The organism is Demequina sediminicola (assembly GCF_000975055.1).
In the GTDB taxonomy this organism is placed as follows: domain Bacteria; phylum Actinomycetota; class Actinomycetes; order Actinomycetales; family Demequinaceae; genus Demequina; species Demequina sediminicola.
In genome coordinates this window covers 114249-132081 of sequence record NZ_BBRB01000003.1, presented here as the reverse complement: position 1 = coordinate 132081, position 17833 = coordinate 114249, and the positions used below count along the sequence as shown (strand labels likewise).

Genomic DNA, 17833 nt, shown 5'->3' with positions numbered 1-17833 from the left:
TTGACGCTAGCATGATTCTTACCGTGTGGTAGGTTCGTCGCGTGAACCAGAAACTTTCCCCCGGTCAGAACGCCGCTCCCGAGAATCCCGCACCCAGCGAAACGGACGACGCAAGCGCCGAGCGCACCTACGCGCGCGGCCGTGCCACCAAGGGGCACATCCTCGACGTCGCAATGACGACCTTCGCCGAGAACGGCTACCGCGGTAGCTCCCTGCGCGATATCGCTGGGCGCGCGGGCATGTCGCATCCCGGCCTGCTCTATCACTTCCCGACCAAAGAGGCGCTGCTGATGGCGGTGCTCGAGCGTCGTGATGAGCAAGACGCCAGTGTGAATCCTGTGGTTCCCGAGGGCGGCATCGTCTCTCTGGCGAACCTCGTACGGAGCGCACGCGTCAACGAAGGCCGCCCAGGTGTCGTGGAACTTTTCGCCGTCGTCTCCGCGGAAGCGACCTCGTCGCGCCACCCCGCCCATGACTTCTTCCGCGATCGCTACGACGCGCTGGTGAAAAAGCTTGAAAGCGCCTACCGCAAGGGCCAAGAGGCCGGCGACGTGCGCCCTGAAATCGATGCCGCCGCTGCCGCACAGCAAGCCGTTGCCATCATGGATGGACTACAGGTGCAGTGGCTCCTTGGCGTGCGCTCGACCCCCATGAGCGAGGTCCTGCGCCTGCACTTCGAGTCGCAGATGACTGTTCCCCTCGTTGTCGAGGACTAGACGCACAGATGACGCTCGCAGGCGCCAAGGCCTGCGAGCGTCAACTGGCTATTCAGACAACGAGGCCAGCCATGCCGCGTACGCATCCGGAGAGAACGGCCGCCCGAGAAAGTCTTCAATGAGGGCTGCTGCGGGCTTCGAACCCCCTGGAACCAAGACAGCGTCGCGGTAGCGCATCGTGGCACTCGAATTCAGCAGGTCATCGGGGTCAAAGCCCGTGAAGAGATCCTTCGCAATCGCAAGCGACCATTGATACGTGTAGTAGCAGGCAGAATATGTCGTCAAGTGGCCGAATGACCGGTACTGGTGAGTCCCTGTCAGCGGTGTACGCACATCGAACTCTCGCTCAATTGCAGCCGATGCTTCAGCGAGGTCGTCGGGCACGTCGCGGTGGAGCCGGTAGGACTGGTTCGCGTAAGTGAGCTGGCGGCATGTCAGTAATCCGGCACCGAGGTCTCGTCCAGCACGAATGGCCGCGACGAGCTCGCGTGGAATCTCCTCGCCCGCGTCGTTGACCGCGAACCGCTTCAAGACATCGTGCGAGTATGCCCACTCCTCAAGGAGTTGTGACGGTGCCTCAACGAAGTCCCACTCGCCAAAGATGCTCAGGCCTGCGAGGCGTGCATAGTGAGCGTCTCCGGACAAGATCGAGTGCATCAAGTGCCCGAACTCGTGCAAGAACGTTTCGAGATCATCGAACGTCAGTTTGCCGCGGGAAAAGTTGCAGACAAGGGCGCTTTCCGCGAGGTGACGACCTGCGATGCCTCCCGCGACATCAAAGCAGGCCATGTGGCCGTACTTGCCCGCCCTGGGGTGCATATCGAGGTGAATACGGCCGATGCGTTGGTCGCCAGAAGTGACGTCGTACACCTCGACGTCCTCGTGCCATCGCGGAGCATCGGACACCGCGTCAAACGTGAGCCCGAAGAGGTGACCTGCCAACGACAAGATCCCATCGCGCACACGGCTGTAATCGAGGTACTGGCGGATCTCGCGTGCGTCGACGCCAAAGCGCTCGGCCTTGAGTACCTCGAGGTAGTACCTGGAGTCTGAGACAAGGAGCTCATCGGCGTCCGGGTGGTCTTTTCGCATTCGGCCCAGGAGCATGGCAGCGTCCGCGCGTCCTGCGGGACGTGCAGCGGCCGTGACCTCATCGAGAAACGCCTCGATTCCTGGGCCATCCGACATCATCATGGGGGCCGTCGCGAAGTCGGCCCACGTGTCGAACCCCAAGAGTTGGGCCTTCTCCTGGCGCAACGCGAGCAGTCGCTTCAAGACGTCGTCATTGGCGGGAGCACGTTCGTAGTCGGCCCTCATGAGAGCCTCGCGCACCTCGCGGTCCGAGCATAGATCCAAGACCGGGACCATGTCGGGGTAGTCGGTCGTGATGGTGACGTTGCCGTCTGCATCCGCTGGGTGAGCATCCCTGTAGTCCTCAGGCATGGACGCGAGCGCGCGTGCTGGCACCGAGATGGATGCCACATCCTCCCGAATGTTGTCCGAGAACTCCGTCGAGGTCGCGGTGATTTGCTCGGAGAGCTCGGCCACGCGCCCCCGAGTCTCGTCGTCGAGATGTGCTCCCGCCAAGCGAAAGTCCCGCAACACAAGTTCGCGTAGATACCGGGTCTCTGGCGTCTCAACCGTGGTCTGGAATGCCTGATAGAGCACTGGGTCACCGTTGCGCGCCGACCTGAACGCGTCAACGCGCTGCATCAGTGTCGAGGCGGTGTCGCGAACGTCCGCCTCAGGATGGACCTCCGACAGCGAGGCCATCAACCCCCCGGCATAGTCGAGCGCGATGTCGCTCTCGTTCCACGCCTCGATCACGTCGCCAGATGTGCCGGAGCGAATGCTCTCGAGCGCGACAGTCGCCGAATCCAAGCGTTCGCCCACGTAGTTCTCGCAGAAGTCCCTCCACGAGGGGCTGTCATGAGCGGGGAGTGCGAGGGGCGTAAGTTTTTCCATAGTGCCGATGGTACGACGCGCGATTCAAAGGTGAGGGTTTGCGTGTCGTTAGCCGGATCTCAGATCCTTCGCCCGAGGATTGCAGATGGAGGTGTCCTCGTGGTGCGCATGAATTGGTTTTTCGTACAAATCCGTGCCCACTGTATCGGTGCTCATTGATCGCTTTTGTAGGCCTTCAGTCCCGGTCGGTGAAGTCGTTATTGAGGTGTGACGTGCGTTGTAAAAACCCCTGTTCTACCGGGCATTTGAGCCTCATTTCACGGTACAGTCGTGTCAAGGCATTTATCCAAAAGGATGCCTTGGGTCAGTATCATCAAAGGAGACGCAAATGACTGCCGACGACACAACGACTCGGGAGCTGACCGGCCCCGTGGGATCTAAAGCCGGTTGGGTGATGCTCAGCATTACCCGTATCACTATCGGGTTCTACTTCTTGTGGGCCTTCCTCGACAAGATGTTCGGCCTCGGATTCTCGACGTGCCGCCAGGACGACGGCACCATCGAGGTGATGTGTGAACGTGCGTGGGCCAATGGCGCCCGCATCACCGAGGGCTACCTGGGTTCGTCGTCCGGACCGTTCGCTGACTTCTTCGCCAACCTGGGCACCCAGGCCTGGACTGACTGGCCATTCATGCTTGGTCTGCTCGGCATCGGTCTGGCACTCATGCTCGGTATCGGAACTCGCATCGGCATGTGGTCGGCAATCGCCATGCTGGCCATGATGTGGATCTCGCACTCCTGGCCCAACCAGGGTGGCAACGCCACCAACCCCTTCGTCGACGACCACATCATCATGATTGTTGCCATTGCAGCGGCCGTGTTGCTGGAGGTCCGCTACCAGGCCATCGGTCTAGGCAGCTGGTGGAAGCGCCTCGACATCGTTCAGAAGCAGCGCTGGCTCATCTGATCTACGTACATTGACGGCAGGGCGCCCACGGTTCACGCCGTGGGCGCCCTGCCGCGTTGTGTGCACATGTGTTGTGTGCACATGTGTAGACGGCAACCCCAGACAGCAAAGGAGTGTCGAGATGGCTCGCGGCAGTGTGACAATGGGGGCATGGTGATTACTCGTGTTGCTTCGTTGCGCGCCGTGGGCGCATTGGTCCTTGCCGCACTTGCCACTGCGCTCGTTGCTCCCAGTGCTTCTGCTCACACCGAGTTGAGGTCGTCGACACCCGCCGCGGACTCGACGGTCGAAGTGCTTGACGAGGTCGTCCTGGAGTTTTCGTCCGACATCCTCGACATTGGCACCGAGTTGTCCCTTGTCGACGCAGAAGGCACCAGCCACGCGCTTGAGGCCACGTATCCCTCCACCAACAGTGTGAGTGCGCCCGTTCCCGGCAACCTCACAGCGGGTGCAGTGACATTGCAGTGGCGCATCGTCGCTGAAGACGGCCACCCCATCGAAGGCACCATCCCTTTCACCTATAGCCCGGCCGATGCCGCGATGACTGAAGCCGAGGCGTCACCTACAGCGGGAGGCGCCTCCGCATCGCCCGAGCCCACAGCATCGGCCGTCACCACAGGTGGTCTGATCGCAGAGGCAAGCCCGTCGCCGTCACCCAGTGCAAGCCCTGCTGCATCCGACGAGGAGGGCGGGATCCAGGCATGGGTCTGGATTGTTGTCGCAATTGCGGTGATCGGTACCGCCGGTGCCGCATTGATTGCACAGTCGCGCCGAAAGTGACTGACTTTCCCTCAACCGTTCCCGCTGGCCGCCCCCAGTGGAAGTTTCCGCGGACTGCGCACGCGCCGCGAGCACGGATGGTGCTGGCGGCCTTCGCCTTGGTGGGCTTTGTTATTGGCCTGAGCCAAAACTCGGCTCCAGCAGTTGTCCAGAGCCAGATAGCCGACCTCGACACCACCGTCGACATCCTGGGTTACACCATGGTCGCGTACTCCATGGGAGTCGTTGTGGGTGCGCCGCTCATCATGGTGGGCCTTGGGCGTGTGGGCCGGCGCCCGTTGCTTGTGGTGTTGGCCGGAACGTTCGCGCTCATGAGCATCGCGACAGTCGTTGCCCCCACCGTCGAATCGCTCATGGCGATCCGATTCCTGGCGGGACTTCCTCACGGTGCCCTGCTCGGCGTTGCCTCGTATGTGGCGATGACGGTCCTTGGAAAATCGCGTCGTGGCCTCGGCGTAGCGATCATCATGCTTGGCCTGACTTTTTCGCAGATTGTCGGCGTGCCGAGCATGCAGTGGCTCTCCAACGTCACGGACTGGCGCGTGTCCTACGCGGTGGTGGCAGTCCTCTCCGTCATGGCACTGGCTGCCGTATGGGCCTTCACGCCGGCAGTACCCGGCAACGCGGCGACCACGGCGCGCATTGAGATGCAGTCCATGCGTTCGGTCCCCGTATGGACAGCCATCGTCGCCATCACCGTCGGATTCTCCGGCCTCGGTGCGGTGTTCTCCTACATCGTGCCGCTCCTCGAGGTCGAGAACGGATTGACTCCATCAACGGTGACATGGGTGCTGATGATGTGGGGTATCGCCACCTCCACCGGAGCTATCGTGGGCGGAAAGCTCACCGACCGTTCGCACCTCGGTGCTGGCAAAATCGGCTTAGTCCTGACTGCCATTGCGCTGATTGCCATCGGTGCAGCCGGCGATCAGCCCGGCGTGACCATCCCAGCGCTCTTCTTGCTGGGAGTCGCGACGCAGATCTATTCGCAGTCCTCGCAAGTGCACCTCATGGATACGTTGCGCGAATCTCCCTCCCTCGGCTCCGCGTTGTCCCACGCCGCACTCAATGCGGCGTCCGCTCTTGGCGCCGGTATGGGAGCGATCATCATTGGCGCGGGACTCGGGTTTAGAGCGCCTGCCTGGGCGGCACTCGTCCTCACGGGTGTGGCATTTGTCATTGCGCTCGTTGGCCCGGGCTATCGCCATGTCCGCTCTGTGAAAGAGTTGTCCTCATGAAACTTCGCCTGGGCACTCGTGCGTCTCAACTTGCTCGCACGCAGTCGTCAATGGTGGCCCGTCAACTCATCGATGCGGCCAAGGAACGCGGTATCGACCTTGACGTCGAGTTGGTGCGCATCCGGACCGAAGGGGACGTCTCGCGGGATTCGCTCGTCGGTTTGAGTCAGACCGGTGTGTTCGTGAATGCACTGCGCGACGCACTCAAGAACGACGTGTGTGACCTCGTGGTCCACTCGCTCAAGGACATCCCCGTCGAGCCTCATCCAGACCTTGAGATTGCTGCGATTCCTGAACGTGAGGACGTGCGTGACGCACTGTGCACGCTCGGCCACTCACTCAACGACTTGCCTGCGGGCGCGCGCATTGGCACAGGCTCCCCGCGCCGTGCGGCGCAACTGCTCGCGCTGCGTCCAGACCTGACAGTCGAGGGACTGCGCGGGAACATCGACACGAGGCTCGGAAAACTACACGACGGCCTCGACGGCGTCGTGCTCGCTGCTGCGGGCCTTAACCGCATCGGCCGTAGTGACGAGGCCACGACACTTCTCGATCCTTCGCAAATGCTTCCCGCGCCCGGGCAAGGCGCTCTTGCCGTCGAGGTGCTGCCCGACGCCGACCCCGAGTGGGCTGACGTAGTGCGTAGCCTCGACCACATCGACACCCGTCGAGCTGTCAATGCAGAACGCGCCGTCCTGGGTGTGCTTGACGCCGGATGCGCGGCACCTGTGGCCGCATACGCCACGATTGCCAACGGTGTGATGACCTTGAAGGCGCGCGTCGTGAACGGAAACGGCACACTGTCGTTGAACGAAACCACCACCGGTTCCGCCACCGAAGCGGCTTCGCTCGGACGGAGCACCGGGTTCACGCTGCTTGGCCGCGGTGCCGGGCGACTCATGGGAGGTAGTTAACTGATGGACCTGTCACACGTGCAGGGCAAGCGCCTGCTCATTCCCGTCACGGCCCAGCGTCGTCACCTCGCGCAACGCCTTGCCGATGCGGGCGCCTTGGTCGAGGAAGTGGAGTTCATCGCGATCTCCGGACCCGCTTCGCCCGAGCACTTGGAAGATGCCACCCTCGCGTGGTGCTCAGGTGACTACTCCTGGATGGTGGTCACCAGCCGCAATGCAGTGCTGGCCATGGACAGGATTGCTCGCTCCCGCGGCATGCGGCTGAGCAACCCCCAACCGGACGCCAAGGTCGCCACCGTGGGAGAAGCCACCCGAGCCGTCTGCGAAGAAGTGGGACTCGCCATCGACTTGGTCCCCACTGACAAGCAGAATGCTCGCGGCATCGTTGCGGACTTCCCCGAAGGCACAGGTCGGGTGCTGGCTCCGCTCGGCAACCTTGCCTCGCCTGTGGTGGAGCGTGGCCTGGAGCGTAAGGGTTGGCATGTAGACGTGGTTGAGGCCTACCGCACCGTCGACGGTGACGGCCCAGACCCCGACGTTCGAGAAATGCTCGCCGACGGAGAATTCGATGGGGTGTTGCTCACCTCAGGCTCCGTGGCAGAGCGTCTCGCGGTGACGTGCCCAGAGATGCACCCTGACACCACCATCATCGCGATCGGTGACATGACAGCTGCTGCGGCACGGGGCGCAGGCCTGACGGTTGCAGCCGTGGCGCAGGCGCCGTCCTATGACGGCATTGTGGCTGGGTTGATTGAAGCGCTGGCGCCTGAAGGTGAATCCGATGAGTCCGTCGAGAGCGACAACGTCGCAGAGGACAACGTCGCGAACCACGACGCCGCAGCCGATGCGCCGAGCGCCCGTAGCGTTGCCAGCTCAGCCAGCCCCGGCAGTGTGGTGAGTCCCGCCAGCCCCGGCAGCGTAGCCAGTTCAGCCAGTGCAGCGAGCCCCGCTGACAAAGACGAGGACGCCGTAGACCCGGAGAGCCGATGACCGCCATGCAGCGCCGCCCACGCCGCTTGCGCACGGGCCCAGCAATGCGCCGTTTGGTGCGTGAGGTACGTCCCCAGCCCGCACAGTTGGTGTTGCCAGTCTTCGTGCGAGAGGGCCTCACAGTGTCGCGGCCGATCGACTCACTCCCCGGGGTCTCGCAGCACGCACTCGAGACGTTGCCGCAGGTGATCGAGGACGCGGTTGAAGCGGGCGTCGGCGGTGTGATGCTGTTTGCGATCCCGGAGACTCGCGACGCAACGGGCTCCCAGGCTTGTGAGCCCGAGGGGATCCTCAACATCGCCATCGAGTGCGCCGTCGAAGCGGCTGCCGGGCGCCTGGTGGTCATGGCAGATCTCTGCCTGGACGAATTCACTGACCACGGCCACTGCGGTGTGCTGACGGATGACGGCTCAGTCGACAACGATGCGACCTTGGAGCTCTACGCGCGCATGGGTGTGGCCCAAGCTCGCGCCGGTGCGGATGTTCTGGGGCTGAGCGGAATGATGGATGGCCAGGTCGCAGCAGTGCGTGCGGCGCTGGACCGTGAAGGCTTCATCGACACCAGCATCCTGGCGTATAGCGCTAAGTACGCTTCTGCGGCGTACGGGCCATTCCGTGAAGCAGTCGAGAGCCAACTCGATGGCGACCGCAAGACCTATCAAATGGACCCCGCGAACCGTCGCGAGGGCTCTGTCGAGGCAAACATCGATGAGGCCGAAGGTGCCGATTTCCTGATGGTGAAGCCGGCCTTGCCGTATCTGGACGTGCTCGCGGATGTTGCCGCGGCATCGGCCGTGCCCGTGGCGGCGTACCACGTTTCTGGAGAGTATTCACAGATTGAAGCGGCCGCCGAGCGTGGCTGGATTGATCGCCGTGCAGCGCACGTGGAGGCCGTGACCTCGATTGTGCGCGCCGGGGGAGACATCGTGTTGACGTATGCGGCGATTGAAGTCGCCCGGTGGTTGAAGGAGGACTCATGAGTGTGCGAAGTGAACGTGCAGCTGCGATCTTGCCTGGCGGTGTGAACTCACCGGTACGCGCATGGAATGGCGTCGGGGGAGAGCCCACACCTATTGCTTCTGCCTCTGGAGCGCGCGTCACTGACGCTGATGGCCGCGAGTACATCGATTACGTCGGCTCGTGGGGGCCAGCGATTCTGGGGCACGCGCACCCCACCGTGGTGCAGGCTGTGCAAGAAGCGGCCGCACGGGGATTGTCTTTTGGTGCCACGACTGAACGCGAAGTGGAGCTCGCCGAAGAGATCCGCGGCCGCTATGCGCCTGCCGAGCGGGTCCGCTTGGTGTCCACCGGTACCGAGGCAACGATGACCGCGATCCGGTTGGCCCGTGGCGCCACTGGACGCGACAAGATCATCAAGTTCGCGGGGTGCTATCACGGACACTCCGACGCCCTCTTGGTAGCCGCCGGATCCGGACTCGCGACCGCAGGAGTGCCGGACTCTGCAGGTGTCACCGCCGGGGCAGCTGTCGACACGCTGGTGCTGCCCTACGGCGACGAGGACGCTCTGACCGCCGCATTCGCTGAACACGGCGAGAGCATCGCGGCCGTGATCACCGAGGCCGCACCGGCCAACATGGGCACGGTGACGCCTCCGCGCGGATTCAACCGGCTCATCGCAACCCTGTGCCGCAACGAGGGCGCCGTCTTCATCGTCGACGAAGTCCTGACGGGCTTCCGTGCGAGCGCCTCCGGATACTGGGGCGTCGAGCGGGACCTGGACCTCGCGGCCGGAGTCGAGCCTTGGCAGCCCGATCTGGTGACCTTCGGCAAGGTCATCGGTGGTGGAATGCCGGTGGCCGCACTGGGCGGACGTACCGAACTGATGGACTATCTGGCTCCCGTGGGTCCGGTGTACCAGGCAGGAACGCTGTCCGGTAACCCCGTCGCAGTCGCCGCTGGTCTGGCGACCATGCGCCTGCTGACTGATGACGTGTACACAGGCATTTCTCGCCGGGCCGATGCGTTGGCCGAGGGAGTCTCCGGTGCCCTCACCTCCGCGGGTATCACCCACGCGGTCGGTCGTGCGGGCACCCTGGCATCGTTCTTCCTCGGGCTGTCCGAGGCTCCCGTGACGTTCGAGCAGGCAGCCGCGCAAGACACAAACGCCTTTGCACGCCTGTTCCACTCGTTGAATGCGGATGGTGTGTACCTGCCGCCGAGTGCCTTCGAGACGTGGTTCGTGTCCGATGCCCATAGCGATGCCGACATTGACGCCACGATCGCGGCTGTCGCGTCTTGGGCGCAGCGCCAGTAGCGCTCCGCCGTTTCACCCCGCGCTGCGCCACGACGCTGCGCTGCAGTGGTGTCTGAGTGCCCATTGCTGGCCGGAATGGGCACTCACGCACCGCTAGCGCGCAGTTGAGGTCATGCTTCTCACAGAGCTGAGCGCTCGCCTGTGAGAAAGAGTTCGCAGGAGGTTCACACAAACCGCCGATAGGCGAAACACCCCCTCTCTACCTTGAGAGTTGTCCGCAAGGGCGTCGATGCGGGACGCACCTGAGCCAACGATGGCCCGGACATCCAGTCACTCAAGGAACCCTCGGGAGGGGTCATGGCCGTTCAGGATCACGAAGTATCCGTTGCCGCCGCATCAACTGAGCCTGCAGTGCCTGAATCGGGACTCGTGGAGCCCGGCGTCGTTGGCCCAGGCCGGTGGATTGAGCGCTGGACCCCGGAAGACTCCGCTTTCTGGGAGGCCAAAGGCAAGGCCATCGCCTTCCGGAACCTCATCTTTTCAATCGTGGCCGAGCACATCGGGTTCTCCATCTGGATGCTGTGGTCCATCGTCGTGGTCCGGATGTACGGCACCTACGATGACGCTGGCGTGTTGGTCTCGGCGGGCGCCAACGGCTGGGCGCTCACTGCAGAGGAGGGCCTCACACTCCTCGCCGTCACCTCAGGTGTCGGAGCGTTCCTCCGCATTCCCTATACCTTCGCCGTGCCAATCTTCGGCGGCCGCAACTGGACCGTTATCTCCGCGCTGCTACTGGTGATCCCCACGTTGGGTCTCGCGTGGGTGGTGGGACGCCCGGATACGTCCTTTGGCGTGCTGCTCGCGATCGCGGCCACTGCGGGCTTTGGTGGCGGAAACTTCGCCTCGTCGATGGCCAACATCACCTTCTTCTACCCGGACAAGGAAAAGGGGTGGGCACTCGGGCTCAACGCGGCCGGCGGAAACATCGGTGTTGCTGTCGCCCAGAAGCTCGTGCCGGTCGTCATCGGCATCGGTGGCATCGGCCTCGCGATGGCGGGCCTGGTCTATCTGCCGCTCGCTGTGGTGGCAGCGGTGCTTGCCTTCCTGTTCATGGACAACCTGCGCGAGGCCAAGGCAGATCCCAAGCCCACCGCCCGGTCGCTCCGTCACGGACATACCTGGATGATGGCGTTCCTCTACGTCGGAACCTTCGGATCATTCATCGGCTACTCCGCGGCCTTTCCGACGCTGCTCACCGTGGTCTATGACCGTCCCGACATCGCCCTGACGTGGGGTTTCCTCGGTGCGCTATTGGGATCTCTTGCGCGTCCCTACGGCGGGAAGCTCGCCGATCGCTTTGGCGGTTCGCGCATCACCATTGCGGCGTTCATCCTCATGGCGGGAGCCGGTCTCATGGCCGTGCAGGGCGTACGGCAAGAGAACCTGGGCCTGTTCTTTGCGTCATTCCTTGCGCTGTTCCTCATTACGGGCCTGGGCAATGGGTCGACGTACCGCATGATTCCGTCGATCTTCACCCGCCTGCGCGACACCGAGGGAGACGGCACCGAGGCCTCAGACCTGGACTACAAGCGTCAAAGTGCAGGCGCAGTCGGCATCATCTCCGCAATCGGTGCCTTTGGCGGGTTTGCGATCCCGTTCGTCTACAAGTGGTCACGCGAGATGTTCGACGGATCGATTGTGCCTGCTCTCCAGCTCTACGTCGGAGTGTTCCTTGTCATGGCTTTGCTGACGTGGGTCTTCTACGTCCGCAAGGGCTCACGCATGGCAGGGGTGTGAACGTGCCCGCATCGCACGGCGCTGTGCCGTCTGGGGTGGTGTCGCCTAGGACCGTATCGCCCGGGCCGGACATCATCTCGGGCGGCACGGTCGCGACTCACTGCCCGTATTGCGCGCTCCAGTGCGCGCAAACGCTGCAGTCGACACCGACGGGCGCTCTGCCCGTGGAGGTGTCAGGTCGTGATTTCCCCACCAACAGGGGAGGGCTGTGCCAGAAAGGCTGGACGTCCGCCGAGGTGCTTCGTGCGAGTGACCGTATTGTGTCGCCGCTGATCCGCATGGCCGATGGTGGCTTCCGTGAAACCGACTGGGACGAGGCCCTCGACGTGGTCGCGACGGAGTTGCGGCGCATTCAGGGCAGCCACGGGAACGATGCGGTGGCGGTCTTTGGAGGCGGGGGGCTCACCAACGAGAAGGCGTACGCGCTCGGCAAGTTTGCCCGAGTAGCGCTGAAGACCCCCTACATCGACTACAACGGGCGCTTTTGCATGTCGTCTGCTGCGGCGGCCTCGAACCGGGCGTTGGGGATGGACCGAGGGCTGGGATTCCCGCTCGCCGACCTCAATGGGGCCGACGCGGTGCTCATCGTGGGCTCGAACATGGCCGCAACTATGCCGCCCTTTGTTCAGCACCTTGCGGGTGTCCGCGAGCGCGGCGGGCTGATCGTGACGGACCCTCGGGTGACGGCGACTGCAAAGCTCACGCAGGACGGCAAGGGCATTCATATGGCGCCCGTTCCTGGCACAGATCTGGTGGTGCTGCTCGCGATTGCCCACGTGTTGCTCGCCGAGGGCCTCACGGACACGGGCTATCTCGCTGAGCGTGTGACTGGCCTGGACGATGTGCGGCGCAGTGTGGCCGCATGGTGGCCCGAGCGTGCTGAATCGGTCTGCGGTGTCCCGGCAGAGGAACTGCGTCGCGCTGCCCGGCTGTTGGCCGCCGCGTCTCCTGCGCGCGGCGGGCGGGGTGTGTATGTCTTGACTGGCCGAGGGCTCGAGCAGATGAGCCAGGGCGCCGATGGTGTGACAGCTGCGATCAACGTGGCGTTGTTGCTGGGTTTGATCGGGCGCGAAGGCTCGGGATTCGGTCCGGTCACGGGTCAGGGCAACGGCCAAGGTGGGCGCGAGCACGGACAGAAGTCAGACCAACTCCCTGGCTACCGCATGATCACCGACCCTGCGGCACGTGAGCATGTCGCTGCCGTGTGGGGTATCGACGCCGACGACCTCCCAGGGCCGGGAGTTCCCGCGATGGAACTGCTGCATTCGCTCGGTACCGACGGTGGGCCGCGTGCATTGCTGGTTCACGGATCGAATGTGGTGGTCTCGGCGCCGAACGCGGACAGAGTGCGCGAGAGCCTGGCGCGGTTGGACCTGTTGGTCGTGTGCGACATGGTGCCCTCCGAGACGGCACTTGAGGCTGACGTGATCCTGCCGGTCACGCAATGGGCGGAGGAGTCGGGGACGATGACCAACCTCGAAGGCCGCATTATTCGTCGGCGCGCGGCAGTGCCCGCACCTGGTGATGCCCGGAGCGAACTGTGGATTCTTGGCGAACTTGCCTCACGGTTGGGTGTGACCGAGGGGTTCTCCGATGACCCCGGTGAGGTGTTTGCGGAACTCGCGCGAGCATCGGCTGGGGGCAAGGCTGACTACTCGGGCGTGACGTATGAGCGCCTCGACGCTGGTGAGGAACTGTTCTGGCCGGTGCCGAGCTCCAAACACGCGGGGACACCTCGCGTCTTTCTCGACGGGTTCCCCACTCCCGATGGGCGGGCGCGCATGGTCGCCGTGAACCATCACGATCCCGCGGACGATGTTCGCGAGGCTGCGCCGCTGTATCTCGTCACGGGTCGCGTCCTTCAGCACTACCAGTCTGGCGCCCAGACGCGGCGGGTGGCGGAACTCGCAGAGGCGCAGCCCGAGCCGTTTGTGGAGATGCACCCGCTGTTGGCAGACCGACTGGGGCTCGCGGCGGGAGACATTGCTGCACTGACAACGGCTCGTGGCGAAGGTCTTGCGGCGGTGCGCGTCACTGAGGATATTCGGCCCGACACCGTGTTCATGCCGTTCCACTGGTCTGGCGTCGGAAGCGCGAACCGTCTGACCAACGACGTCACCGACCCCATCAGTGGGATGCCGGAATTCAAGGTGACTGCCGTCGATGTCTCGGCTGCGGTCTCGCGCGGCCAGGAGGTAGCGACAGCATGAATGTCATTGTGATCGGCCACGGCATGGTGGGCTCGCGATTCGTGGAGGACCTGGTGGCTGCCGACCCCTACGTTCGCGTCACTGTGCTCGGGCGTGAGGCGACGGGGCCCTACAACAGGGTGCTGCTGTCCTCGGTGGTGGCGGGCAAGACTGATCCGTCGATGCTTGCCATGACAGCCGCGAGTGGTGATCGCGTGCGTGTTCTTGAAGGTGTCGCCGCAGTCGAGGTTGATCGGGAAGCGCGCCTGGTCACGGACTCTGCGGGCGAACTTCACCGCTATGACCGGCTCGTCTTTGCGACTGGTTCGCGGGCGCGCATTCCAGATATTCACGGCATCGCGACTGACCGGGGACTCATCCCTGGAGTGAGCGTGCTGAAGGATCTGTCGGATGCCACGGGGATTGTTGAGCGACTGCCGAAGGCGCGGCGCGCGGTGGTGCTCGGGGCTGGAGTCTTGGGCCTTGAAGTGGCGACGGGACTTGCGGCACGTGGGCTATCGGTCACTTTGGTGCATCACGCGGCGCGCCTGATGGAACGCCAACTGGGCGATGCGGCGTCGCAGATCGCGTCTGGGTCGCTGCACCGACTCGGGGTCACGGTCATCACGGAAACCTCGATTGCTGAAGCGTTGGACAAGCGCGGCAACCTCAACGCGGTGCGCCTCACGGATGGCCGGCAGATACTGACCGACTTGCTCGTCATGTGTGCGGGCACGCTGCCGGAGACGTCGCTCGCTCGCCGGGCTGGCCTGCCGTGTGAGCGCGGAATCTGTGTCGATGAGACCTGTGCGAGCCCCGCAGACCCCCGTGTGTTTGCGGTCGGCGACTGCGCACAACCACCCGAGGGCGGCACCGGTCTGGTCGCCCAAGGCTGGGATCAGGCATCCCGCGTGGTGGCCGCGTGGGCTGGCGCTGTTGACGGTTCCGGCGGCAGTGATGGCTCGCGCCGCGCCGATGCTCGGCGTGAGGCCGATGATGACCTCACCAAGGTGGTTCGCGTGAAGGCCCCGGGGTTGGAACTTGTGACGATGGGGCTGTCGGGGAAGTTCGATCACGGGGAGCGCGACCTGCGCGCCGTACGTATCTCCGACCCTGCGGTTGGCCGATTTGTCGAGGTGGTGGTCTCCCACGGGCTCCTGGTCGGGGCCACCGTCGTGGGCGACAAGGCGTGTGCGACGGAGCTGTCTGCGATGTACACGCGCATGCTGCCGGTGCCAGCGGACCCGGCCCATCTCATTGTTCGCCCGCTCGCGTCGATGGGCACGTCCTCGACCGCGAAAGCTCCGGCGGACATGGACGATGCGGACACCGTGTGCAACTGCAACACCGTGACGAAGGGCGCCATCGCCGCTGCCATCCACGACGGCTGCGCAAGCGTCGATGACGTCGCCCGCGCCACCCGAGCTGGAACCGGGTGCGGCGACTGCCGCTCCGTGGTCGGCGAACTGATTCAGGTCTGCACCGCTGATGCGGGGTCAGGCGACAAAGTTCCCGCGCTCGCGGGACGTGGGGAAGGATGATCATGACGGATACCACTCGCATCGTCGTTGTTGGCGGCGGCATGGTGGCGCATCGATTTGTTGAAGCGTTGCGTGCCCGGGATGAGGACTCCCTTTTCTCCGTGACAGTGCTCGCCGAAGAGCCCCGCGCGCCGTACGACCGCGTGGCGCTGACGTCCTACTTCACCGGGCGCGACCCAGAGGACCTTGCGTTGGGGGACCCGTCGCTGTGGGAGGACCCGCTGGTGACACTTGAGCGCGACGCTCGCGTGGTCTCGATCGACCGGGAAGCACAGACGGTCACCGATGCGCACGATGTGGTGTATCCCTACGACCACCTGGTCATGGCGACGGGTTCGTACGCTTGGACGCCTCCCACCGAGGGGGCAGATCTCTCCGGCGTGTTCGTCTACCGGACCATTGACGATGTCGCAGCACTGCGGATCTTTGTCGAGGAACGCCGCAAGGAGCTGGGCCGTCCCGTCCGCGGTGCGGTGATTGGCGGTGGGCTGCTGGGCTTGGAGGCAGCGGGTGCTCTGCAGGAACTCGGCGCTCACTCCACGGTCATCCAGTTTGCTGACCGTCTGATGAATCTCCAGGTCGACGAGGGCGGCGGCCAGGCCTTGGCACGGCTTATCGAACAACTGGGAGTTTCAGTCAAATGCGACACGGCCACGCAGGCCATCAAGCCTGACAAGACTGGACGCGTCGGACGCCTCGTTTTCGCGGACAAGGGTGAACAACTGACGGATGTGGTCGTGTTCGCGACCGGTGTACGACCTCGCGACGAGCTGGGGCGCGAATCAGGGCTCGCCATCGGTGGGCGTGGCGGGATCGTGGTCGATGACACGTGCCTCACGGATGACCCGCACGTCTCAGCGATCGGTGAGGTGGCCTGCATTCAGGGAGCCTGCATCGGCCTGATCGCTCCGGGAAACACCATGGCGGAGATTGCGGTGGACCGCCTTCTGGGCGGTACCTCGACGTTCCCGGGCGCCGACACCGCCGCCAAACTCAAGTTGCTGGGAGTCGATGTCGCCTCCTTCGGTGACGCGTTCGCCACCACGCCCGGCTCGCTTGAACTGACGTACGCGGATCCCGTCGCTGGCGTCTACAAGAAGCTTGTGGTGACCGATGACGCACGCACGCTGTTGGGTGGAATCCTCGTCGGAGACGCGTCGCAATATGCGTCGCTGCGGCCGCTTGTGGGCGGGGAACTCGGCGGCGACCCAGCTGGATGGCTGCTGCCCGAAGGTTCAGTCGAACGCCCGAACGTTGAACTTCCCGACGAGGCCAACATCTGCTCCTGCAACAACGTGTCGGCAGGAACCATCCGCAGCGCCGTGACCGAGGAAGGCTGCACGGACCTTGCCGGCGTGAAGGCTTGCACCAAGGCCGGAACATCGTGCGGCTCGTGCTTGCCGCTCGTCAAGAAGCTTGTGGGCACCGAACTGGAGAAATCCGGCATCGAGGTGTCCAACGCGCTCTGTGAACACTTCGATCTCTCCCGCGCCCAACTCTTTGACGCCATCAAAGTCGCGGAACTCCGGACATTCTCGGAGATCATCGAGCGCTTCGGCACGGGACGCGGATGCGACCTGTGCAAGCCCACCATCGGCTCTATCCTCGCGTCCCTCTACAACGAACACGTGCTCGCCGCTGACCGTGCCGCCTTGCAGGACACCAACGATCGCGTCATGGCGAACATGCAGAAGGACGGCACGTACTCGGTTGTGCCTCGTGTCCCTGGCGGCGAAATCAAGCCCGAACACTTGATCCTCATCGGCGAGATCGCCAAGGAGTTCGATCTCTACACGAAGATCACGGGTGGCCAGCGTATTGATATGTTCGGTGCGCGTTTGGATCAGTTGCCCAGCATCTGGACCCGACTCGTGGACGCCGGGATGGAGTCAGGTCACGCCTACGGCAAGTCCCTACGCACCGTAAAGTCGTGCGTCGGCTCCGACTGGTGCCGCTTTGGTGTCCAAGACTCCGTGGGCATGGCGATCGCGCTGGAGATGCGCTACCGGGGGCTGCGGAGCCCCCACAAGATCAAGCTGGGCGTGTCTGGATGTGCCCGCGAATGCGCTGAGGCGCGCGGCAAGGACGTTGGCGTCATCGCCACAGACAAGGGCTGGAACGTCTATGTGGGTGGCAACGGCGGCTTTACCCCCAAGCACGCGCAGTTGCTGGTCGAGGACGTGGACGACGCGACAGTGTTTCAAGTGATCGACCGCTACCTGATGTTCTACATCCGCACCGCGGACCGTTTGCAGCGGACCGCGCCGTGGCAAGAAGAGTACGAGGGCGGGTTGGATGCGATCCGCGAGGTCGTCCTCCACGACTCCCTTGGGATTTGCGCTGACCTCGACGAGCACATGGCCCGTCACGTCGACACCTACGAGGACGAGTGGAAGGCCGTTCTCAACGACCCCAAGCGCCTGGCCCAGTTCACCAGTTTTGTGAACGCACCCGCCGAGGGCGATCCCAGCCTGGCTTACGTCGAACAGCGCGGCCAACGTCGCCCTGCGACCCCTGCGGAGCGCGCCAACGGGGCAGTGCTGATCGCCCCCGCCCAACTGGAGGTTCGAGCGTGACTGGG

At 64.0% G+C, this 17833-nt stretch carries 13 protein-coding genes; 12 read left to right on the top strand and 1 reads right to left on the bottom strand.

The annotated features are described in order from the left end of the window. Positions 1-41: 41 nt before the first annotated feature. Positions 42-716 carry a TetR/AcrR family transcriptional regulator gene (locus tag AOP79_RS07740; RefSeq protein WP_236683327.1) on the top strand — a complete coding sequence of 225 codons (675 nt, stop codon included), beginning with the start codon at positions 42-44 and terminating at the stop codon, positions 714-716. A gap of 48 nt (positions 717-764) precedes the next feature. On the opposite strand, the gene AOP79_RS07735 is transcribed toward AOP79_RS07740, so the two are convergent. After that, complete coding sequence (locus tag AOP79_RS07735) at positions 765-2681, bottom strand: M3 family metallopeptidase (protein ID WP_082093463.1); 1917 nt, start codon at positions 2679-2681, stop codon at positions 765-767. Positions 2682-3009: 328 nt separating this feature from the next. On the opposite strand from AOP79_RS07735, the gene AOP79_RS07730 reads away from it, so the two are divergent. The 11 genes from AOP79_RS07730 (at position 3010) to nirB (ending at position 17828) form a co-directional block, all read left to right on the top strand. Beyond that, a complete protein-coding gene (locus tag AOP79_RS07730) occupies positions 3010-3588 on the top strand; it encodes a hypothetical protein (RefSeq protein WP_062072284.1) in 579 nt (192 codons plus the stop codon). A 150-nt stretch (positions 3589-3738) separates the two neighbouring features. Beyond that, positions 3739-4368 (top strand): copper resistance CopC family protein, encoded by a 630-nt coding sequence (locus tag AOP79_RS07725; RefSeq protein WP_062072282.1) that lies wholly within the window; start codon positions 3739-3741, stop codon positions 4366-4368. Further along, a complete protein-coding gene (locus AOP79_RS07720; RefSeq protein ID WP_161794243.1) occupies positions 4365-5606 on the top strand; it encodes an MFS transporter in 1242 nt (413 codons plus the stop codon). The genes AOP79_RS07725 and AOP79_RS07720 overlap by 4 nt, the downstream gene beginning before the upstream one ends. Further along, on the top strand, positions 5603-6520 hold the full coding sequence (hemC, locus tag AOP79_RS07715; protein WP_062072278.1) for a hydroxymethylbilane synthase: 918 nt from the start codon (positions 5603-5605) through the stop codon (positions 6518-6520). The genes AOP79_RS07720 and hemC overlap by 4 nt, the downstream gene beginning before the upstream one ends. 3 nt (positions 6521-6523) lie before the next feature. Next, complete coding sequence (locus AOP79_RS07710) at positions 6524-7510, top strand: uroporphyrinogen-III synthase (RefSeq protein ID WP_062072275.1); 987 nt, start codon at positions 6524-6526, stop codon at positions 7508-7510. Then, on the top strand, positions 7507-8490 hold the full coding sequence (gene hemB, locus AOP79_RS07705) for a porphobilinogen synthase (RefSeq protein WP_062072273.1): 984 nt from the start codon (positions 7507-7509) through the stop codon (positions 8488-8490). Before AOP79_RS07710 ends, hemB begins: the two co-directional genes overlap by 4 nt. Further along, the gene (gene hemL, locus AOP79_RS07700) at positions 8487-9785 is read left to right on the top strand and encodes a glutamate-1-semialdehyde 2,1-aminomutase (protein WP_062072271.1); all 1299 of its coding nucleotides are present in this window, start codon (positions 8487-8489) and stop codon (positions 9783-9785) included. Before hemB ends, hemL begins: the two co-directional genes overlap by 4 nt. Before the next feature lie 297 nt (positions 9786-10082). Then, the gene (locus tag AOP79_RS07695) at positions 10083-11522 is read left to right on the top strand and encodes an MFS transporter (RefSeq protein WP_062072268.1); all 1440 of its coding nucleotides are present in this window, start codon (positions 10083-10085) and stop codon (positions 11520-11522) included. Between the two features lie 35 nt (positions 11523-11557). Next, entirely contained in the window at positions 11558-13732 is a 2175-nt protein-coding gene (locus AOP79_RS07690) for a molybdopterin oxidoreductase family protein (protein ID WP_439644682.1), read from the top strand. After that, positions 13729-15252 carry an FAD-dependent oxidoreductase gene (locus AOP79_RS07685; protein ID WP_062072266.1) on the top strand — a complete coding sequence of 508 codons (1524 nt, stop codon included), beginning with the start codon at positions 13729-13731 and terminating at the stop codon, positions 15250-15252. The genes AOP79_RS07690 and AOP79_RS07685 overlap by 4 nt, the downstream gene beginning before the upstream one ends. A gap of 2 nt (positions 15253-15254) precedes the next feature. After that, a complete protein-coding gene (gene nirB, locus AOP79_RS07680) occupies positions 15255-17828 on the top strand; it encodes a nitrite reductase large subunit NirB (protein ID WP_062072576.1) in 2574 nt (857 codons plus the stop codon). Positions 17829-17833 lie beyond the last annotated feature (5 nt).

Coding starts and splice junctions, on each gene's coding strand:
- nirB (WP_062072576.1), top strand. CDS start 15,255: ATGACGGATACCACTCGCATCGTCGTTGTTGGCGGCGGCATGGTGGCG.
- AOP79_RS07710 (WP_062072275.1), top strand. CDS start 6,524: ATGGACCTGTCACACGTGCAGGGCAAGCGCCTGCTCATTCCCGTCACG.
- hemL (WP_062072271.1), top strand. CDS start 8,487: ATGAGTGTGCGAAGTGAACGTGCAGCTGCGATCTTGCCTGGCGGTGTG.
- AOP79_RS07685 (WP_062072266.1), top strand. CDS start 13,729: ATGAATGTCATTGTGATCGGCCACGGCATGGTGGGCTCGCGATTCGTG.
- AOP79_RS07695 (WP_062072268.1), top strand. CDS start 10,083: ATGGCCGTTCAGGATCACGAAGTATCCGTTGCCGCCGCATCAACTGAG.
- hemB (WP_062072273.1), top strand. CDS start 7,507: ATGACCGCCATGCAGCGCCGCCCACGCCGCTTGCGCACGGGCCCAGCA.
- AOP79_RS07735 (WP_082093463.1), bottom strand. CDS start 2,681: ATGGAAAAACTTACGCCCCTCGCACTCCCCGCTCATGACAGCCCCTCG.
- hemC (WP_062072278.1), top strand. CDS start 5,603: ATGAAACTTCGCCTGGGCACTCGTGCGTCTCAACTTGCTCGCACGCAG.
- AOP79_RS07725 (WP_062072282.1), top strand. CDS start 3,739: ATGGTGATTACTCGTGTTGCTTCGTTGCGCGCCGTGGGCGCATTGGTC.
- AOP79_RS07730 (WP_062072284.1), top strand. CDS start 3,010: ATGACTGCCGACGACACAACGACTCGGGAGCTGACCGGCCCCGTGGGA.